18 protein-coding genes are annotated in these 19,007 nt (G+C 41.5%); 8 read left to right on the forward strand and 10 right to left on the reverse strand.

The genetic code is table 11. The annotated features are described in order from the left end of the window. Positions 1-67: 67 nt before the first annotated feature. Positions 68-1,030: a helix-turn-helix transcriptional regulator gene (locus tag AC3WTB_RS17730; RefSeq protein ID WP_039177059.1), complete on the reverse strand. Its 963-nt coding sequence runs from the start codon at positions 1,028-1,030 to the stop codon at positions 68-70. Between the two features lie 537 nt (positions 1,031-1,567). Here AC3WTB_RS17730 and pbp4 point away from each other — a divergent pair. Then, a complete protein-coding gene (gene pbp4, locus AC3WTB_RS17735; protein ID WP_458209869.1) occupies positions 1,568-3,607 on the forward strand; it encodes a penicillin-binding protein PBP4(5) in 2,040 nt (679 codons plus the stop codon). A gap of 147 nt (positions 3,608-3,754) precedes the next feature. Continuing rightward, positions 3,755-4,993, forward strand: coding sequence for an MFS transporter (locus AC3WTB_RS17740; protein WP_039177054.1), 1,239 nt, complete (start codon positions 3,755-3,757; stop codon positions 4,991-4,993). Positions 4,994-5,030: 37 nt separating this feature from the next. Here AC3WTB_RS17740 and AC3WTB_RS17745 read toward each other — a convergent pair whose 3' ends face one another. From AC3WTB_RS17745 to rfbF, 5 genes are read right to left on the reverse strand one after another with little or no spacing between them, the layout of a single operon-like run. Beyond that, positions 5,031-5,960: a putative nucleotide-diphospho-sugar transferase gene (locus tag AC3WTB_RS17745; RefSeq protein WP_492334044.1), complete on the reverse strand. Its 930-nt coding sequence runs from the start codon at positions 5,958-5,960 to the stop codon at positions 5,031-5,033. Continuing rightward, entirely contained in the window at positions 5,961-7,151 is a 1,191-nt protein-coding gene (locus AC3WTB_RS17750; RefSeq protein ID WP_492334045.1) for a glycosyltransferase family 2 protein, read from the reverse strand. Then, a complete protein-coding gene (locus tag AC3WTB_RS17755; protein WP_064497701.1) occupies positions 7,148-8,059 on the reverse strand; it encodes a putative nucleotide-diphospho-sugar transferase in 912 nt (303 codons plus the stop codon). Before AC3WTB_RS17755 ends, AC3WTB_RS17750 begins: the two co-directional genes overlap by 4 nt. A 12-nt stretch (positions 8,060-8,071) precedes the next feature. After that, positions 8,072-9,043, reverse strand: a complete 972-nt coding sequence (locus AC3WTB_RS17760) for a GDP-mannose 4,6-dehydratase (RefSeq protein WP_039177044.1) — start codon at positions 9,041-9,043, stop codon at positions 8,072-8,074. 4 nt (positions 9,044-9,047) lie between these two features. Further along, positions 9,048-9,812, reverse strand: coding sequence for a glucose-1-phosphate cytidylyltransferase (rfbF, locus tag AC3WTB_RS17765; protein ID WP_492334046.1), 765 nt, complete (start codon positions 9,810-9,812; stop codon positions 9,048-9,050). Between the two features lie 354 nt (positions 9,813-10,166). On the opposite strand from rfbF, the gene AC3WTB_RS17770 reads away from it, so the two are divergent. Further along, positions 10,167-10,316 (forward strand): DUF1540 domain-containing protein, encoded by a 150-nt coding sequence (locus tag AC3WTB_RS17770; RefSeq protein ID WP_072367870.1) that lies wholly within the window; start codon positions 10,167-10,169, stop codon positions 10,314-10,316. 200 nt (positions 10,317-10,516) lie between these two features. After that, complete coding sequence (locus tag AC3WTB_RS17775; protein WP_492334047.1) at positions 10,517-11,596, forward strand: DUF3900 domain-containing protein; 1,080 nt, start codon at positions 10,517-10,519, stop codon at positions 11,594-11,596. A gap of 61 nt (positions 11,597-11,657) precedes the next feature. On the opposite strand, the gene AC3WTB_RS17780 is transcribed toward AC3WTB_RS17775, so the two are convergent. Further along, on the reverse strand, positions 11,658-12,860 hold the full coding sequence (locus tag AC3WTB_RS17780; protein WP_492334048.1) for an MFS transporter: 1,203 nt from the start codon (positions 12,858-12,860) through the stop codon (positions 11,658-11,660). Between the two features lie 103 nt (positions 12,861-12,963). On the opposite strand from AC3WTB_RS17780, the gene AC3WTB_RS17785 reads away from it, so the two are divergent. After that, positions 12,964-13,872, forward strand: a complete 909-nt coding sequence (locus AC3WTB_RS17785) for a LysR family transcriptional regulator (RefSeq protein WP_492334049.1) — start codon at positions 12,964-12,966, stop codon at positions 13,870-13,872. Between the two features lie 32 nt (positions 13,873-13,904). Here the strand turns inward: AC3WTB_RS17785 and AC3WTB_RS17790 are convergent, their stop codons facing one another. Beyond that, complete coding sequence (locus AC3WTB_RS17790; protein WP_039177033.1) at positions 13,905-14,384, reverse strand: aminoacyl-tRNA deacylase; 480 nt, start codon at positions 14,382-14,384, stop codon at positions 13,905-13,907. A 145-nt stretch (positions 14,385-14,529) separates the two neighbouring features. On the opposite strand from AC3WTB_RS17790, the gene AC3WTB_RS17795 reads away from it, so the two are divergent. Beyond that, positions 14,530-15,729, forward strand: a complete 1,200-nt coding sequence (locus tag AC3WTB_RS17795) for an MFS transporter (RefSeq protein ID WP_492334050.1) — start codon at positions 14,530-14,532, stop codon at positions 15,727-15,729. A 17-nt stretch (positions 15,730-15,746) separates the two neighbouring features. Here the strand turns inward: AC3WTB_RS17795 and AC3WTB_RS17800 are convergent, their stop codons facing one another. Beyond that, complete coding sequence (locus AC3WTB_RS17800; protein ID WP_039177027.1) at positions 15,747-16,478, reverse strand: MurR/RpiR family transcriptional regulator; 732 nt, start codon at positions 16,476-16,478, stop codon at positions 15,747-15,749. 197 nt (positions 16,479-16,675) lie between these two features. Here AC3WTB_RS17800 and AC3WTB_RS17805 point away from each other — a divergent pair, with 197 nt between their 5' ends. Continuing rightward, positions 16,676-18,004: a 6-phospho-beta-glucosidase gene (locus AC3WTB_RS17805; RefSeq protein ID WP_039177025.1), complete on the forward strand. Its 1,329-nt coding sequence runs from the start codon at positions 16,676-16,678 to the stop codon at positions 18,002-18,004. A gap of 35 nt (positions 18,005-18,039) precedes the next feature. Here the strand turns inward: AC3WTB_RS17805 and AC3WTB_RS17810 are convergent, their stop codons facing one another. Continuing rightward, the gene (locus AC3WTB_RS17810; protein ID WP_251181356.1) at positions 18,040-18,687 is read right to left on the reverse strand and encodes a DUF3885 domain-containing protein; all 648 of its coding nucleotides are present in this window, start codon (positions 18,685-18,687) and stop codon (positions 18,040-18,042) included. 113 nt (positions 18,688-18,800) lie between these two features. On the opposite strand from AC3WTB_RS17810, the gene AC3WTB_RS17815 reads away from it, so the two are divergent. Next, positions 18,801-19,001: a hypothetical protein gene (locus AC3WTB_RS17815; RefSeq protein WP_064497696.1), complete on the forward strand. Its 201-nt coding sequence runs from the start codon at positions 18,801-18,803 to the stop codon at positions 18,999-19,001. The last annotated feature ends 6 nt before the right edge of the window (positions 19,002-19,007 follow it).

Genomic DNA, 19,007 nt, shown 5'->3' on the forward strand with positions numbered 1-19,007 from the left:
CGCTCCAATCACAGTTGATATAGCGATTATAAAATAACTTCCCTGACAGTTAGCGTCAGGGAAGTTATCATACTTGGTGAAATTTGATTAAATCCGACAAAACTTCAATCATTCTTTTTTTAAGACTAATTGGCTCAACCACTTTAATAGATTTATTGTAAGGTAAAAGTAGATAAGGTACATATGTATGTATCATATCTTTTGGAAGAAGAAAAACTGCTTGATGTGAATTCCGTTCTTGTAAATAATGTCCTAAAAACCAATGTTGGCAAATATCAGCCAATACATTTTTATCCCCATGAATCACCAAAGAAATAATCTCTTCCTTATCTTTTAAAGTTGGTAGGAGACTATTTATAAAAAAGTCACGTGCTGAAAAGTTTTCTTGCTGGTCAAACTGATTTTCAGTCACCATTAGATTTTCAATTCGATCTACTCTAAAACTGCGCATATCATTTCTAAGATGACAAAATCCAATCACATACCACTTATTATTCCAATAGATCATTCTGTATGGATCGACACATCTATGATGTAATTGCTTTTCTCCACTTTTATGGTAAAGAATTTCCACCGTGTTTTTGGCCGCTATTGCCTTTTCCAACTTTTTCAAAGAAGGTTCCAAAGAGATTGAACTGGTTCGACTTATTACTTCAAGACTAGTTATATGTTGGTTTACCTTTGTTTCTTGCTCTTGATTTGAGTGTTTACTAAGTTTTGAAATGGCTCTTTGTAGCGCTTCACCTCCATAATATCCCGCTTCTTCTGCAAAAACAGCAGCGTGAAATAGTGAAATTTGCTCCTCAAAATCAAAAAATAGAGGAGCCTCTATAAAATTGTTCATTAAACTATATCCACCGTTATGACCTGGTTCTGAAATGATAGGTACACCACTCGTTGAAAGTGTATCAATATAACGATAAACAGTTCTTATATTCATCTCTAACTTATCTGAAATTTGTTTTGCAGTTATTTTTTTATCTGAGCGAAGCATCCATAGAATGGCTAACAGGTTGTCAACTTTAGGCATATAATACCTCCTTTATATGAGATTTATTTATACAATATCCGGAACAACTATTCATTTCCGGCAGCTTTCTATATATTGAAGCTCTACACACATTTGATTTAAAATGATATGTTCCTCTTGATTAAGCTTTACTTCATCACGGCACTTCTTTAGCTGACCTATAAGCTTTTTTAAGTTTATTCGGTTCATGCTGTCGCATACGGATAAGATCACGTTCTAATTGGTTTACCCCGCCATAACCGTAAATTAAGAATTAGTTGTAGGGCATTATCTTCTAATATCTAGCCACATATTTTTTAAGAATTTTAAATTTGTCTTTTTACTGTGAATCATACAAGGCTAGGTCTGTACCTTAAATGATTTTACCTTTTTCCTCAATAGAGAAGTTAAATTTTTTTAATAAAATCGGGTATCCTAAACGACAAATCACAGCTCGTTTTTCTTATCTATTTCGCTAGGTTTCTATGAGAAACTATACAAATCAAGACCAATCACTGTAAAATATAGAGGATCTAATCAAAAATTGAGGTGTTTTCATTGTATACGGATCAACGAAAATCATTTTGGAAACAGAAAAAAGTCATCATCCCTCTTCTTAGCATCATCGTAGTTGCTGCTGCTTTCTTTTTCTTAAAAGATACTCTTTTCTCTAAGGAAAAAGAAGCTTTAAAAGCCGCTCAAAACTTTACGGAACATATGAAGAAGAAAGACTTTACGAAGCTGGCAGATGAGGTGACAAGTGCATCTTTGAAAGCCAATGACTTTTCAAAAAAACAACTAGCCGAAAAATACGACAATATTTTCAACGGTATTGGTGCTTATGACCTGAACATTTCAAAGCTCAACGTTGAAAAACAGGACAAAGGAAATGGGTATCAATTTTCCTATGATGTAACGATGAAAACGTCTCTTGGCAAGCTGCATAAGCTGTCTTACAAGGGCGTTCTTTCCGAAGAGGACGACAAGTGGAAAGTGGACTGGAAGCCAAATCTCATCTTCCCGCAAATGGAGAAAGGAGATACCATCAAGGTCAAAGCTGACCCTGCTGTCCGCGGAAACATTGTCGACCGAAAAGGACGTACACTGGCAGAAACAACTGGTGGAAACGCACTTGGCGTCATCCCAGGAAAGCTCGGAACAGGAGAAGAAAAAGAACGCAATATCAAAAAGATCAGCAAAGCTTTTGATATAGAGGAAGAACTAATCAACAATCAATTGAAACAAGCATGGGTCACAGACGACACGTTTGTCCCGCTCAAATCGATGTTAAAACAAAAACCGATTCCAAAGGACGTAAATGGCGTTACCTATCAAACGAAGGAAATGCGCTACTATCCATATAACAAAGCCGCCGCTCATCTCACCGGGTATGTCGGAAAAGCAAATGCGGATGATATCAAAAGAAATCCAGCATTAAAGGCAGATCAAATCATCGGCAAAACCGGCCTTGAATTTACATTTGACAAAAACTTACGCGGACAAGATGGCGGAAGCATTCTCATCGTCCATGATGAAACAGGCATTGAAGAAACATTGCAAAAATCAGATCGAAAAGATGGAAAAACAGTGAAGCTGACGATTGATGCTTCTTTACAGAAAAAAGCCTATGATCAGTTGAAAGGCGAAAAAGGGGCCGTCACGATCATGAATCCATCATCAGGCGATCTATTAGCGCTTGTCAGCACCCCTTCCTACGATGTCAATCTCATGACAAACGGGATTACACCTAAGCAATATCAGGCATACAGTGAAAATCCAGACCTTCCATTCCAAGCTCGATATGCGAGCCGGTATGCGCCAGGGTCCACATTCAAAACCATTACAGCCGCCATTGGGCTGGAAACAGGTGTCACAAAGCCTGACAAAGTGCGTACCATTCACGGACTGAAATGGCAAAAGGATCAATCTTGGGGAAATTATCGCATCACACGGGTTCACGATAAAGAAAAAGTAAATATGGTCGATGCCCTTGTGTACTCAGACAATATTTATTTTGGACAGGAAGCACTCGAAATCGGCAAAGACACCTACGAGCAAAAAGTGAAAGCATTTGGGTTTGGCGAAGACTTACACATGCCATTTACAATGAAGCCTGCACAAGTATCGAACGATGGCATTCAATCGGATATCCTACTGGCTGACTCGGCGTATGGCCAAGGCGAATTACTCATGTCACCAATTGAACAAGTACATGCCTATTCTCCATTTGCCACAGGAGGCAAGCTTGTCTACCCTCGAGTGATTCAAGATGAAAAAACAGCATCACCAAAACAAATCATCAAAGAAGGCACGGCAAACACAGTGAAAGACGCATTGACTAAGGTCGTGACCAGTCCAAACGGAACAGCCCACTCCTTACAAATCGAAGGAGCGGATATTGCCGCTAAAACGGGTACGGCAGAATTAAAGAGCAAACAAGGTGCAACAGACGGCACTGAAAATGGATTTTTACTTGCGTTTAATCCTAAAAAAGAAGATTACGTCCTCGTCGGCATGATCGAAGGTGTGAAAAACCGCGGCGGCAGTGGACTTGTCGTTCAAAAAATGAAGCCTGTGATTGCTTCTTTTTACAAATAACTCTTTAGAGACACAAGCTCAATCAAGCGCTTGTGTCTCTTTTTTTCTAAATCATGACAATTTGCTATTGTTTTATAGTTCACCTTATGAATAAAATGAGAAGAATGCAAAAATCAGAAAACAGATAAATGAAGGGAGGAAGTCTCATTGGCCATTGCTGCTCGTACAAAGGATAAACCTCAACATTCTGTTACCGGCTCAACGGTTTATCCCATCCTATTGATTATTGGTATTTGTCATATGCTGAACGACACATTGCAAGCCGTTATTCCTGCGATGTTCCCTATTTTGGAACGCTCAATGGGGCTGACCTTTACACAATTAGGGCTGATTGCCTTTACATTAAATATGGTCTCCTCCGTGATGCAGCCTGCTATTGGTTGGTACACAGATAAACGGCCGATGCCTTATGCACTTCCGATTGCTTTATTTTCAAGTGCTGTCGGTATATTCGGACTCGCGTTTGCTCCATCTTTTGCAACCATTTTGCTTTGCGTTGTCTTTATCGGACTTGGCTCTGCTATCTTCCATCCAGAGGGCTCCCGTGTTGCCAACATGGCAGCTGGTCCAAGACGAGGACTTGCACAGTCCATTTATCAAGTAGGCGGTAATACAGGTCAAGCCTTTGCCCCGCTTATCGCTGCATTAATGCTCGTACCGCTCGGTCAGACAGGCGTGGCTTGGTTTACGATTGTTGGAATGATAGCGGTCGGTTTCCTTCTTTATATTTCAAGATGGTATGCCGGAAGGCTTCAAACCATTCGGGCCCAAGCGAAAAAAACACCTGCAAAAGCTGCTAGATCTGATATTCATCGTAAATCAGCACTCATTGCACTTGGCATTATCGTCTTTCTCATCTTTGCCCGCTCTTGGTATGGAAATGCCATTTCGAATTTCTATGCGTTTTATGCGATTGAACAATACGGTTTGACGATTAAAGAATCACAGACTTATATTTTCTTATTTCTCATTCTAGGTGCAATTGGGACATTTTTAGGCGGGCCGCTTGCAGACCGCTTTGGCAAGAAAAACGTGATTTTAGTTTCCTTATTGGCATCCTTCCCGCTTGCCCTGCTGCTGCCATTTGCCGGACCCGTTTTTGCTTATGTTTTACTCGGGCTGATTGGGCTCATTTTGACATCAAGCTTCTCTGTCACCGTGGTTTATGCCCAAGAACTATTTCCCGGGAAAATTGGCACAATGTCTGGTTTAACTGTTGGGCTTGCGTTTGGTATGGGTGCAATCGGATCGGTTGCCCTCGGTTCATTCATTGATGCCTTTGGCTTAACGCCTACCATGCTCGGTGTTGCCTTTTTACCGATATTAGGCATCCTAGCCTTCTTACTTCCTAGCGACCAAACCATCTCCAAATGGAATGAATCATAAAAGGAAAAACCGCTCAAATCAATATGAGCGGTTTTTTTCACATCTCATAGAAATGTGTATCAGGAACATGCTTCTTTGCAATAAACCCTTGCTTAAATTCTGGAAATACCTTTTGCACCTGTTTGATTTTTCGATGAATCAAGTCAGCATAAGGAATATACAGGTGATCCACAAGCTTTTGTTCTGTCATATAGTAATACCAATTCAGATTAAAGGTCTTCTCATCAATGATCGTAAAGGCAGAAAAATGATAGAACAAAAGTGGACATTCGTCGAGATACATATCCCCTTTTACAACTGAAAGCTTGTAGTTTTCAATGTTCCAAATCGCCGCATTGGCTCCTTTAGATGTAACGATATGAACCCCTTCAAAATCATCAACCCATCTTTCCACATATCGCTGATCTCCATACGTCTTTTTTTCTGTATCCATTTCTACTGTACAATGTGCAAGACAGTTTTCTTTCCATTGCGTGACTGCCTGTTTGGCAACATCTGTGTTACGACAGCCTACAAACCCAGTATTAAAACGGCCAGACAACTCGTAATAACGATAGAACCGCTCGGAATTCATATGATCCGTTAAAAATAAATGAGCGCTTGGATTCTCTGCAAAAATCGCCTCTGGATCATGATAAAAATACAAATCTGTATCCAGATGGGCAAGATAATCCGCATCTGAGGACTCAAGAATTTTGAGCAGAAAAGCAGGCTTTAACGTCCAGCAATACTCATGGAACGTTCGATCTTCTTTTGCCTTTCGCAGCGTGTCATCTTCAATGTCCTCAAGCTGTTCATATTGAACATGCGGGTGAGGGAACTCCCTTAACACCTTATAAGCCAAAGGGTCTGCACATAAAACCGACAGCTTGAATGCATGGGCGTTTTTCTCAAGCGAATGAATCAGCGCCAAAAGCTTAAAGACATGGGTATTCGACACAATGGTTGTAAAGTGATAAGACGCCATTTACAACACATCCACTTGGAACAAATCAACGCGTAACAGCTCTTTCGTCAGCCCTTGAATGGCTTCTACAAGTACCGTGCAGCCATACTCCTGCCGTGCAAGCTGCGCCGCTTCTGCCAGCTTTTTCAAAGGAACATGCTTGGCTGTCAGCATATCTTTTTTATCCCGTTTGATGCCTACATTCCGCTCTGTGATCAAATGAATCAGTTCTAAAAAATAAGATAACAGGTCATCAAATGCTGGATTCTCACGCAGCTGCCGAACTTCTTTCACAATATCATTTGTCACAGTATGAGAAAACGGACCAGAGAAAGCCAAATGGACATCAATGGAATCAATATTGTTGTACTTCTCACACATATACAAAATGTTGTATTTGATGTCATCAAACGACGTTAAATTACTTGGATGCTCTTGATGCACGCTCATGATATCCTCTCGCAATTCAAAGGAGAGACCAAGCTGATGCAGACGAATCCCTAAATCATAATCCTCAAATCCGTACCGAACGATATTTTCATCAAACATCCCTAGTGCCATGACATGCTTACGTTTGACAGAGGAGTTATTTGTAATAAAAAATCGCCATGGCAGCTCATAAGAACCTAAATCATAGTGGTACGTATCTAAAATGTCTTTCAGGATATCTATAAACTCAGACTGCAAATCGAAACTTTTCTCAAGAAATGCACCATTTTCGACTTCTTCCAATGATAAAAGAGGCGTTTTGTCCTCCATTTTCCGTTTATACAGCCCTTGCTTTTTCAACCGCTTCATATGATCCTTATCAAAAGCTGTGTAAAAATAGCGATAAATCCGCTTCCAGCACACACCGCAAATAACGAGATCCTCCCTGTCAGCATGGGCCTCTGCATGCTTTTCAATAAATCTCGGTTCTGCCAGCATATCACTGTCATGGAAAATGAGCAGATCTCCCTCCGCCTCGCGAATGGCATGATTACGCCCCTTTGCAATCCCTTGATTGACAGGAATACGCACCTTTTTAAACGGAAAGTTCACTTCAATGTTCTCGAGCATTTCCATCGTGCCATCTGTTGAGCCATTATCGGCAACAATGACCTCAAATGGAATATCTGTTGCCTGAAGTGTTAAGGAAAAAAGGCTTCCTTCTAAACGCTCTTTGGCATTATAGCTTGGAATAATGACGCTTACCTTTGGCTTTTCGTTCATGCGTCATCCTCCTCCCGTTTGGCATAGCCGTTAAACAGCGGATCGACCTGCTCCACAGATTCAATCACATGGCGAAGCACTTCCCGATAGGCTTCTTGGAAAAACGGCAGGTCATTTCGGCCTTTTTCATGAATTTGCTGCATCTCATCCTTGCTCACAATCCGAAAGCCGCTGAAATGATAGCAAATGAGCGGGTGCCCATCCTCCAGGAGAATACGTCCATTCTCCTCCCGATAAGAATGCTGCCCATAGTTCCAATGACCAATATTCACGCCTTTTGTCTCAATATCTTCTACATTGTCAAACAGCCTCGGCATATGATCCAGATATCCTTGATCGCCAAACTTGCCTTCTCCCGGTGCATTTTTACATTCTTTTAAGCATTCTTCTTTCCACCAGCTGAGGCATTTTCGTCCGGCTTCATCTCCTTTAAAATGCAGAAAGCCTGAATTATAGCGGCCTAAAAGCTTCTGTAGCATCTTCACTTCCTCAGCATCAAAGCTTGGAATGACAATATCCCCTCTTGAGATTAAAACAGAGGCATTCGGCTGATGTTGAAAAATAACCTGAGGGCTCTCATAAAAGAATAAATCCGCATCAAGATAAGTCACGCTCTCTGCCTGCTCCTCTTCAAATAACCACTCAATCCAAATCGGCTTTAAGGTCCAGCAATATTCCGATGCATCCCGTTCCTCTTTTTTCTCTAGCAGTTCTGGTGTCTCGAGCTCCCGTACATGAACAAGATCCACATGCGGGAAATTCATTTGATGAAGCAAATCAAATGCAGCATCATCCATACATAACGTCTTGATGACAGCATCATCTTCTACTTGCTTCAACGATAAGAAAAACGCAATGGCTTGATAAAGTCTTCCACTTGAAAGAACCGTACAATATATGCTGTTCATCTTTTTACACCTCTATTTTTGAAAGAATTCGCGGTACCATTCAATCGTCTTCTCTAAACCTTCATCAATGGAGTAGTCAGGCTTCCAATCAAGCAGCTTTCTCGCTTTCTCTGCCGACAAATATTGATGCTTAATCTCATGTGTTCCTTGGTTCAAAATACGAGGCTTCAGCTCACTTCCCATTGCCTTTAAAATCTTATCCACAAGGTCAAGCACTGTCAGCTGAATTTCGTTACTAAAGTTAAAGGCTTCTCCCGCCAGCCCTTTTTCCTCCATCTTCTCAGCTAGCAGCAAATAAGCCTTCACTGCATCTTCAATGTAGAAGTAATCACGAATAAATGTCCCGTCACTTCTAATTTCCGGCGCCTTTCCTTCTAACACAAGCTGAATGGTTTGCGGAATGATTCTGTTGAAATTCAAATCTCCGCCTCCGTATAAATTACCGCAGCGTGTAATACAAACCGGAAGACCATATGTGTTGTAGTACGTATGAGAAATGAGATCTGCACAGCTCTTCGAGACATCATACGGATGTTTCCCGTTTAATGGCATGTCTTCATCATATGGAAGCTGCTCTTGATCACCGTATGCTTTGTCACTTGATGCCACGATCACTCGTTTGATCAGCGGCTGTCTTCTGCAAGCCTCCAGCACATTCCATGTCCCTAAGATATTCGCTTCAAATGTAGAAACAGGATGTCTATTTGCGACCCCCACAATGGCTTGGGCAGCCAAATGGAAGACGGTATCAATTTCATATTCTCCTAACGCACGTTCAATCGTTTGCATATCCTCTAATGCGCCTTGCACCACATTCATTTTTTCAAACTGACTGCCTTGATATAAATTCGATCGAGGCACCTGATCACGCACAAGTCCAGTCACGTTTGCCCCTTGATCAATCAATTCCTTGACGAGATAGCTTCCTAACAGCCCTGTACATCCAGTTACAAATACGTTCTTTCCATTCCAAAATCCGCTCATTCTGTCACCAAACCTTCCATGGTTGTTTTCCATCTGTCCACATGTCGTTGATTTCCTTCAGGTTTTTATACGTATCAATTGCTGTCCAAAATCCGTGATGCTCATAAACGGCAAGCTCTCCATCATCCGCCAGGCTTTGAAGAGGCTCCGCTTCAAACACGCATTGATCATCGTCTGTCAAATAATCAAATACCTTTGGAGACAACACAAAAAATCCTCCATTGATCATCCCGATACTGTCTGTCTTCTCAGAGAAGGATTGTGCCATCCCGTTATACACCTTCAGTGTCCCGTACTGGGACTTCTTTTCAATGCCTGTGACAGTCGCAGCTGCACCAAGATCCTGATGACGTTTCAGCAAATGAAACATATTGATATTGGCCAGTCCATCACCATACGTCATCATAAAGGTCTCATCACCGATGTAATCCTGTGCCTGCTTTAAACGTCCGCCTGTCATCGTATCTTCACCTGTATCTAAAAAGGTGATTTTCCAGTTCTCCGATTTCCCTAATAGCTTCATTTCTCCTGTCGCCATATCGAGCTGCATGCTGTGGTGCTGCCAGTCGTAGTTCACAAAGTACTCTTTGATCTTCTCTCCTTTATAACCAAGCAATAGGATAAATTCGTCTACACCGTAATACTGATAGATTTTCATAATATGCCATAGAATAGGCCGATCTCCGATCATAGCAAGTGGTTTAGGAAGCGCTTGTGTGACCTCACTCATTCTCGTTCCCTTTCCTCCGCAGAGAATGACTGCTTTCATCTTCTCCCCTCATCTCTCTATGAAGATTTTTGATTAAAACCCTATCTTTATGCGGAAAATCAGTACATGTACCCTCATACTTTGTCCGACATCAGGTTTTGAATCTACTCTATTCATATGTCGAAATGAGAGAGTGTGCCACCTAGCATTTAACTATTTTTACAAATAAAAAAAGAGCGAGATTCATATTCTCGCTCTTTCAAAGTTTAAATTGTATATTTTCAGGGTAGATGGTATGATAAACATGTGCATAACCAGCACAAACAGCCTCTTTCTATAAAGAGACTACTAGATTGAATGAATTCAAGTGGCAGCTTGCTTCATTCTCAATATGAATCACGGAGGTGAATTCCCATGGCACAAAACGTTCTTTGTGAAGTGAACTCTTGCCGTTTCTGGGCTGAAAACAGCTGTACCGCTTCTACCATTAAAATTGGTAAAAACACGATGACTGAAGTGACTCGCAATACTGAAACTGATTGCGAAACATTTGAAACAAAATAATCTATTTTTCTCTGAGATGAAGGAACTGGCAGGTTCCTTCTTTTCTTTTATCATTCTATCAAGAATGATAATTATTATCAAGTGTTTTTCAATAAACATTTCTCGGGAAATAATGACACGATATTTCTCCATTCGTTGACGATTTTCACTCCTTTTTCTATACTCAACATATCCGAAGAAGAAAAAGTGGTGACCAATCAATGGATTTTACGATACGTTTTCTATCATTCTTTGTTGTCGAAATCGAAGGCAAAGATGAACAAGCAAATAAACGATTTAAACATTATCAAACACTAGATCAAGAGGAATTTGAACAAAGTGAGCTGAAGGACTTTTTAGACGGCGAGCTGAAAAAAATCGTCAAACGAAAAGTGGACAGACACCCTAAATCTGAACAAGTACCGACCAAAATTGGCCGATTTATTGTAGAACCCGGTCATGAGCTCGATTCAAACCCAAACTACAACCTATTTCATCAAACGAGATTTGCAGATACAAAAGAATTGTTTAATGAATGCAGTGAACAGTTTGTTCGCACATATTTAGATACAAGTGCTGTCAGAGGCGGCGTTTTTTTAGTGGCTTCTGCCGTTCCTAAAAAGTATTTCGACGATTCCTTTGTCTTTATTATGAAATGCGATTTCGAGCAGAAAGTGGCTTCTATCGCTGATACATCTACCTTGATCAGAAAAGTCGAAATGGCCATTACGACAAAAAACATGAAATCAATTCAATACCCGTTTATGCCAGAAGAGGGCATGACTGAAGAAGCTGAAGTGAAAATTCACCAATCCTCACACGCTCGTTATTTTGAGGACTTTTTGAAGTTCGTCGAATACGGTGAATCCATGCCTGAAATCATGAAATCACAGGTCATGAATATGGTACAGGAACAGGTTTTTGAAACATTACAGGATGAAAGTGAAGAATTAAAGCAGTTTGAAGAGGATCTTGAAATATGGGAAGCGAGTGAAAAACGAGAAATTAGAGAAACACTCGATACAGAGCAGGTCACACAAGCAGCCTCCCATATTGTTGAACAAACTCCTGATATCACAATGAAAATGTGTCTAGGCGAGACGGAAATCAAAGGTCTTCTTGCAGACTTTGGCCACTCGATCCATATTGCAAAGCTCAACAATCGATATGTCGTGCTCGTTGAAGCAGATCAAATCGTCTTCGAAAAAGGAAGCACACCTGTTGAGTTTCATAAACCAAATGGGTTAAAAGAGGTGGTCAGCCAGCTGACGCAAAAAGCCTATGATTCAGATGTAGAATAAGAAACCATGACTGCCTCTTGCATTCAGCGCAAGAGGCAGTTTTTTTATGAGACCTGAATTATTATGCTGGATCAGAAGAAACATGCAGCTCCCTGCCTCTTGCCCACATGCTGACAAGCAATAAGCTTATGATGAGCATCAGCCAAAAGACGCTGCTTGATCCAAAAAACTGAATCATCGTATATCCGAACAAGGGTCCTAAAGCTGCTCCCATATCTTGAACAAAGGAATAGCTTGCGAGGAAGCGGTTTTTATCGGTTTGAGCAGAGGCTTTTTGAAAGGCAAGCGTATCCGTTAATGTCGTTAAGACTGTTGACAGCAGCTGGATCAAAAGCAGCATCACAAGAAACCAGCCGCTTACCTTCAGCATGACCGCCAGAAGACTGAGACCTCCAAATGAAAGAAACATCCAGCAAAGCGTTCGTTCCTTCATCACAAGGCAATCAAACCATCTGCCTGTTTTCGGTGCTACAAATGGTTCCCACCCCCATCTGAGCGCTTGAATGATTCCACTTAAAGCAGAAGCTCCGATGACAAAGCCGAACAGAGCAAATTCACCATCACCAATCCTTGCTTCAATGACATGACTGAGTGTTGATGCGAATAACCCTTGTATCACAAGTGCGATCAGCATACCTGTCATTAATACTTTTACAACATCTCGTGCAAGCCACCGCTGTTTGATGACTTGATACACCTGCCCCTCTTCTCCCTTTTCAATCTCATCCAAAGAAACATAAAAAATGACCCCTAGTAATGTGAGTAAACCAAAAACAAGTGTCATGGACTGGAAGCCGATCAGGCTGGCAAATATTCCGCCAAATAACATGCCAAATAAACTGCCCAGCCGGTAAAGCCCATTGTAAATGCCCGTATAATGCCCCTGTGAGCCTTCGTCCATCTCAGCAATTAACCTCATTCCACTCATACGCAATAACGTCCATGCCAGCCCCCAAGCGCAGCGGCAAATCAGCAGCAGCCAAAAACCGCTCACACCATATAGCATCGTGGTTACTGATGCAATCAATATAGCGATCAATACACCTGTTTTCATTGGGACAAACCGATAGAGCCACCAAACGACAGGCGTTAGCGGGATGCGGATGAATCGGTTGATGGACAGTAGCAGCCCAACCTCCCAAATAGATGATAAACCAATCTCTTTCCAATAGATCGGAAGAACAATATAAAGCATTGAATCCCCAATCAGTGCAAATGCTGTGATAAGCGATATTGACACCACTTGCTTTTGACGATGATCCATTTTCCCTTCCCCCTTCGCTATCTTTACAATAAGGGATGCCTTATAATAAATCTAATGAATGTTTTTGATTGAACCATCAAAATAATTGATAGGTGGTGCAAAGTTGAATTTACATGCCCTTCGAATTTTTGCAAAGGTCGCAGAAACAAAAAGTGTTACACAAACAGCAGACGTGCTATCTTTGACACAGCCAGCTGTGACGGCTCAGCTTAGAAGCATTGAAAGTGAGATCGGGTTCCGTCTTTTTAAACGAAATGGCAGAGGGATTACACTTACGGAAATGGGGAAAATTCTATACCCTTATGCCAGGCAAGTGTTCGAGGCTGAAAAGGAAGTAGAATATCAGATTGCACTTTTACAAAACGGAAAAAAGGGGCGGCTCCGCATCGCTTCTACCTATGTACCACTCAACTTTTTACTGCCTGATTGGCTCGCTGCTTTTAAAACATCTTCATCTGAAACGGAAATTGAATTAAAAAGTGGAAACTCCGCTCAGGTTTTAGAAAGCCTGCTTCAATATGAATCAGATGTGGCCATCGCTGTGATCGAGGATTTGCACCATGAAGAGATTCTCACCTCTCATTTAACGAATTTAAGCTATGATTTTATTGTCCCGGCAGACCATCCATTGAACGGAAAAACCGTCCCGCTAGAGCGCCTGAGCCAGGAGCCTTTTTTGATGCGTGAAGAAGGCAGTTCCACAAGAGATAAACTTTTTTCTCTTTTTACCTCGAAAGGGATCAAAAAACCGACCGTGGACTTGCAGTTCAGCGGTGTTCATGAAGCGATACAAATGATCAAAGCTGGATATGGTATCACACTTGTTCCCCGTGATGCGGTTCAAGGCAGTCTCAAGCGAAAAGAAATTGGGCGCGTGTACATCGAAGACATTGAAATTGTCAGACCAGTTGTTGTGTGCAAACGGGCGAATGATCTTGAAGAAAATAGAACCGTGGATGCCTTCCTACAAATGAAAGGTATCGATCAATTCACTACGCCTGCTGCCAATTAAAAAAGTGCCTGCTCCAAAAACAGGCACTTTTTTTATTCGGCTGGCTGCACGATGTCAAATGGTACAGCTTTTGAGGCTTTCACTAATTGTTCTGGTGTGATGAGGATTTCATTTCCCCATTCTCCTGCTCCAACCCCTAATATCTCTTCCTCTAATAATGAAGCTTCAATGATCGTGCGGAATCCTTCTGGCTGCCAGCAAAACGGCGGAATCGAACCAATTCGATAGCCCGTCACTTCAAGAACCTTCTCCGGTGAAGCCATTTTAATATTACGGGAGCCGGCCGCTTTCTTTAGTTTCCCTGACTTAATATGCTGGTCAGCGCCAACCATCACAAGCAGCTGCTCCCCTTCTCCTGTTTCAAAGATCAATGTTTTGATCATTTGTCTTTCACGAAAACCAAGGGCTGCCGCTACATTTGCTGCTCCTTTTTCTGTTTCGGCAGAAAATGTTTTGATCTCATATGGGATGCCATGTTTGTCCAAAAAGTCATGTGCTGGTAATTTTCTCAAGTGATTGAACCCCTTTCCTTACAATGTCCTTCATTTAGCTTATCACAATCTTCTCATCCTTAAGATGTATTTTTCAATGGAAAGCCTCTGAACCCTTCATCACCATGCTATACTAAACATGTTTTTGAAAAGGAGCCGGTTTAATATGGGAAACAAGTTTTGGTGTTATACAAGCAGTAAAAGCCTTCTCATGTTGAGTGATATTTTATTTGTCATGACGATCACGTTTGTCATTTATCAAGATACACAATCTGTTGCCTATGCGGCTGTCTTTCCACTGATCAGAACGATATGCCAGCTATTGGCTGGGCTTTTCTCTCCTGTTTTAACTGATTACTATCAAGCTGGCCGCCTATTGAAATGGGTCCCGCTTTTACGTCTTGGGATGCTCGTCGTGTTTACAGCCCAATTTCATTTCTTTCAGCAGCATATGGTCTGGCTGTTTAGTGCACTCATTTTGATTTCCCTCACAGGCGGGTTCATCAGTCCTTTAATGCAGGCGATCATGCCGATGCTTGTGCCAGCAAATCAGCTTGTGAAAGCAAACAGTACAGCGTCTATATTTCATCAAATGGTTCAAATCGCCGGCTATTCGTTCACTGGAATGCTCGTCCTATGGATCGGGCCATTTTATTTAATGTGGATCACTTGTGTCATGATTGTGTTGTCTTACCTATTTTTCATCCCTGTCTTTCCTCTTCTCAAGCAAGAAGAGACGGTTCGAAAAGCAAATAAGACGAACAGCTTCAAAGATGGCTGGACGATCATTTGGACAAATAAAACGGTGCGCACCCTGACCTTTATGGATGTTTGTGAAAATATTGCGGGTGCTGTATGGATCGGGGCAATTACGCTTGCCTTTGTCACACAAGATTTAAAGCAAGGTGAGGAATGGTGGGGCTTTATCAATGCCGCTTATTATATCGGCACCATTCTAGGCGGTCTCTTAGCTGCATGGATGAGTCAATTTATTCAAAAACAGCTTCTTCCCTTTATGGCAGCTGGGTCATTCATTTATGCAGTGCTGACTATTGTCTATTCACTGAACAGCCTGCCATGGCTTGCTTTGCTGCTTTGTATTTTAATGGGGCCTGCTTATCAAATTCGTGATGTTTCGCAGCAAACCATTCTTCAAACGGAAACACCTGTCCAAGATTTATCAAAGGTGTACTCGGCTCATTACGTCCTTTCTTCTGTATCTGTCGGTTTATCTATTTTCTTTGTTGGATTGATTGCGGATGCATATGGGGCGAGGTCTGTGTATTTGCTAGGCGGTCTGTTTGTGCTCGTCTGTTCTGGTATTGCCATCATTTCTTTTATGAAGCAGAAAAAAGAGAGCAGCTGATTCATGCAGCGGCTCTTTTACTTTTCTTTTAACATCGCGAACATGTCACGGGCCATTGCTTCTAAAATATACACAACTGGCGTCTGTGTGGTGATATTGGCTCTGTGGACCCGCTCATCTGTGACGTAGTAGGCAATATTTAAATCTGAAATGCGCGAAATCGTGCAGTGCTGGTTATTCGTAATACTAATGATTGTGCTGCCTTCCCTTTTTAACTTTGAAATATGATCGATCGTAATACTGTTCTCCCCTGAGACAGACAGCACAATGGTGACACTATTGTCTAAATACTGCATATTCATCGGAAAAAATGGATCATTGATGTAAAATGAAAATTTCTCAAGACTTGAAAAGTACCTCGCCCCATACTGCGCCAAAATGCCAGAACTGCCAGTCCCGATAAACAGCACATTTTTTGCCTCAGCAATGAGTTTCGCTGCCTCCTTAATTTTCCCCTCAAAGTCTCCCTTTAATGTTCGTTCAATAAATTCATATAGAAAGTGCTGTGTGCTTTTTAAAGAAGGTGTCTGCTCTGATTCTAAATACATTTTGAGCTTCACTTTAAACTCTGAAAAGCCTTCACAATTTACTTTTCGACAAAAACGAAGGACAGACGAGGTGGAAATATGTGCAGCATCTGCAAGGTCTCGAATTCTCATGTATACGACCTTTTCACTGTTTTCCATGATATATCGATATAAAGCGCTTTCTAGTTCATTAAAGCTGGAAATGACCTCACTTGAAAACATCTGACTTCCCCTTTCTCCAACAAAATGTCACAAGGTGTTTCTTTTATGTAACAAATCTCTAAATAGGGCACCCTTGCCTAAAGACGCTGAAGTCATTTACGCATGAGATGCTCTCACGATAAGCTATAGATGTACAAAATAAAAAAGACTTTTCTCTATTATAACATTGCGCGTTACATTATTCGGAGGTGCAGAGCATGGCAAAAGGATTAAAGGTTGTCACAATTGGCGGAGGATCAAGCTATACACCAGAGCTTGTCGAAGGATTCATTAAACGGTACGATGAATTTCCGATTAGCGAGCTTTGGCTCGTTGATATTGAAGCGGGCAAAGAAAAGCTTGAGATCGTCGGAAATCTTGCAAAACGCATGGTCAAAAAAGCAGGACTTCCAATCGAGGTTCATTTAACATTAGATCGTAGAAAAGCGCTTGTAGATGCTGATTTTGTTACAACACAATTCCGTGTCGGACTTCTTGAAGCACGTATGAAGGATGAACGCATTCCTTTAAAATATGATGTCATTGGTCAAGAAACAAATGGTCCAGGGGGTCTATTCAAAGGACTTCGCACCATTCCTGTCATTCTTGATATTGTCAAAGATATTGAAGAGCTTTGCCCGAATGCATGGCTTGTGAATTTCACAAATCCAGCTGGTATGGTCACTGAAGCCGTACTTCGTTATTCAAACCATCGAAAAGTCGTTGGCTTATGCAACGTGCCAATCGGCATTCGCATGGGAATCGCCAAAGGGCTTGATGTCGACGCAAGCAGAGTCGAAGTCAGCTTTGCTGGATTAAACCATATGGTCTTTGGACTCAATGTATTCTTAGACGGCAAAAGCATCATGGATCAAGTGATCGAAGACATGGCCGATCCAAACTCCAGCATGTCGATGAACAACATTCAAGCGATTCCGTGGGATGCTGATTTCTTAAAAGGGCTTGGCGTTATTCCTTGTCCATATCACCGCTACTACTACAAAACAAGTGATATGCTGGCTGAGGAAAAGAAAGCAGCAGCAAACGAAGGAACTCGTGCAGAAGTCGTTCGCGCATTAGAAAATGATCTGTTCGAGCTTTACAAAGACCCTGATCTAGACATCAAGCCGCCACAGCTTGAAAAACGAGGCGGTGCCTACTACAGTGATGCAGCTTGTAACTTAATTGCATCCATTTATAACGATAAACATGACATTCAGCCTGTCAACACGATTAACAATGGCGCCATCAGTGACATTCCAAATGATTCTGCCGTTGAACTCAACTGCGTTATCACAAAAGACGGTCCTAAACCAATCGCTGTTGGTGAAATGCCGGTCGCTGTCAAAGGACTCATTTCTCAAATTAAATCCTTTGAACGTGTAGCCGCTGAAGCAGCTGTGACAGGCGATTACAACACAGCCCTTGTCGCAATGACCATCAACCCGCTTGTCCCATCAGATGCTGTTGCAAAAAGCATCCTAGATGAAATGCTAGAAGCACACAAAGAATATTTGCCACAGTTCTTCAATAAAGTAGAAGCATAAAAAAGAAGCCGCACTTTTCGAAAGTGCGGTTTTTCTTATTTGGCTGTAAATAGCCGGTCCATCTGTGGGCGATCATAATCTAATAGCCAGTGCTGTAAGCCTTCATAGACTGGTCTTAAACGCTCTGGCTCTGCTGCAATGAGATCACAGCCTCGATCATCATATAAATGAAAAATCATTTTTTTCGAGACATTCATTAGGTAAATTTCATATCTAAGCTTCCCCTTCAAAATTTGATTCGGTGCATAAAAGTCCTCCTGGCAGATCGCATGGAGAAGCGGACGCAATCGAATGTCTTGCAGCTGGCATTTGAGTGTAAATCTCTCTAATGTCAGTGAATCTTCTATTTCTGGACGTACATAAGTCAAAAGCTCGTGGCGCAATCTGTTCCTTACTTGCCGATGCACATATTTTTGATAGACAAGGAGCTTTCGCTTCGTTAATTCAAGTTCATGATCTGTATACACATCCGTCACAAGCAGCATCTCGTCTTCTGGATCAAAAGCATATTTCACAATCTCTAAAGCACGATCTCCCGCTTTTTCTAATACAATCGATTCTTTTCCTAATGACCAATCTGCCAATTCAAACCGAAGCCCAATAGGCCACTCATAAAAAAGAGGCGGCGTGAGGGAAAGATGAGGAAAATGACTTTTTAAAAAGCTATTTGTTTGATCGCTCATGTCATGTCCTTCCATTGATTTTATTTCTTATTTTACCGTTGAAACATACAGGAAAACAATTGGAAATTAACTGTCATTTCTTATATGATAGAAAGAGATGGAGGTGTGACCAATTGAAAAAATGGTTTTTACAGGTGTTCCTCACCGCATTGATCACGATGTGGATACAGACTGGACTTGATCAGGCGAACATCATTCATATCACCAATGTATGGGTCGATGCCAGCAGCTGGATCCTGATCTTCTTTGTGATCTACGCACTTTTTGAATGGACAGCTCACGTCTTAGCAAAACAGAAAACCGCTCATCGCTGAACATCT

Source organism: Bacillus sp. EB106-04-04-XG123, from assembly GCF_058791855.1.

Coding starts and splice junctions, on each gene's coding strand:
- AC3WTB_RS17750 (WP_492334045.1), bottom strand. CDS start 7,151: ATGAACGAAAAGCCAAAGGTAAGCGTCATTATTCCAAGCTATAATGCC.
- AC3WTB_RS17800 (WP_039177027.1), bottom strand. CDS start 16,478: ATGTTTTCAAGTGAGGTCATTTCCAGCTTTAATGAACTAGAAAGCGCT.
- AC3WTB_RS17805 (WP_039177025.1), top strand. CDS start 16,676: ATGGCAAAAGGATTAAAGGTTGTCACAATTGGCGGAGGATCAAGCTAT.
- AC3WTB_RS17770 (WP_072367870.1), top strand. CDS start 10,167: ATGGCACAAAACGTTCTTTGTGAAGTGAACTCTTGCCGTTTCTGGGCT.
- AC3WTB_RS17730 (WP_039177059.1), bottom strand. CDS start 1,030: ATGCCTAAAGTTGACAACCTGTTAGCCATTCTATGGATGCTTCGCTCA.
- AC3WTB_RS17780 (WP_492334048.1), bottom strand. CDS start 12,860: ATGGATCATCGTCAAAAGCAAGTGGTGTCAATATCGCTTATCACAGCA.
- AC3WTB_RS17755 (WP_064497701.1), bottom strand. CDS start 8,059: ATGAACAGCATATATTGTACGGTTCTTTCAAGTGGAAGACTTTATCAA.
- AC3WTB_RS17795 (WP_492334050.1), top strand. CDS start 14,530: ATGGGAAACAAGTTTTGGTGTTATACAAGCAGTAAAAGCCTTCTCATG.
- AC3WTB_RS17745 (WP_492334044.1), bottom strand. CDS start 5,960: ATGGCGTCTTATCACTTTACAACCATTGTGTCGAATACCCATGTCTTT.
- AC3WTB_RS17760 (WP_039177044.1), bottom strand. CDS start 9,043: ATGAGCGGATTTTGGAATGGAAAGAACGTATTTGTAACTGGATGTACA.
- rfbF (WP_492334046.1), bottom strand. CDS start 9,812: ATGAAAGCAGTCATTCTCTGCGGAGGAAAGGGAACGAGAATGAGTGAG.
- AC3WTB_RS17810 (WP_251181356.1), bottom strand. CDS start 18,687: ATGAGCGATCAAACAAATAGCTTTTTAAAAAGTCATTTTCCTCATCTT.
- AC3WTB_RS17775 (WP_492334047.1), top strand. CDS start 10,517: ATGGATTTTACGATACGTTTTCTATCATTCTTTGTTGTCGAAATCGAA.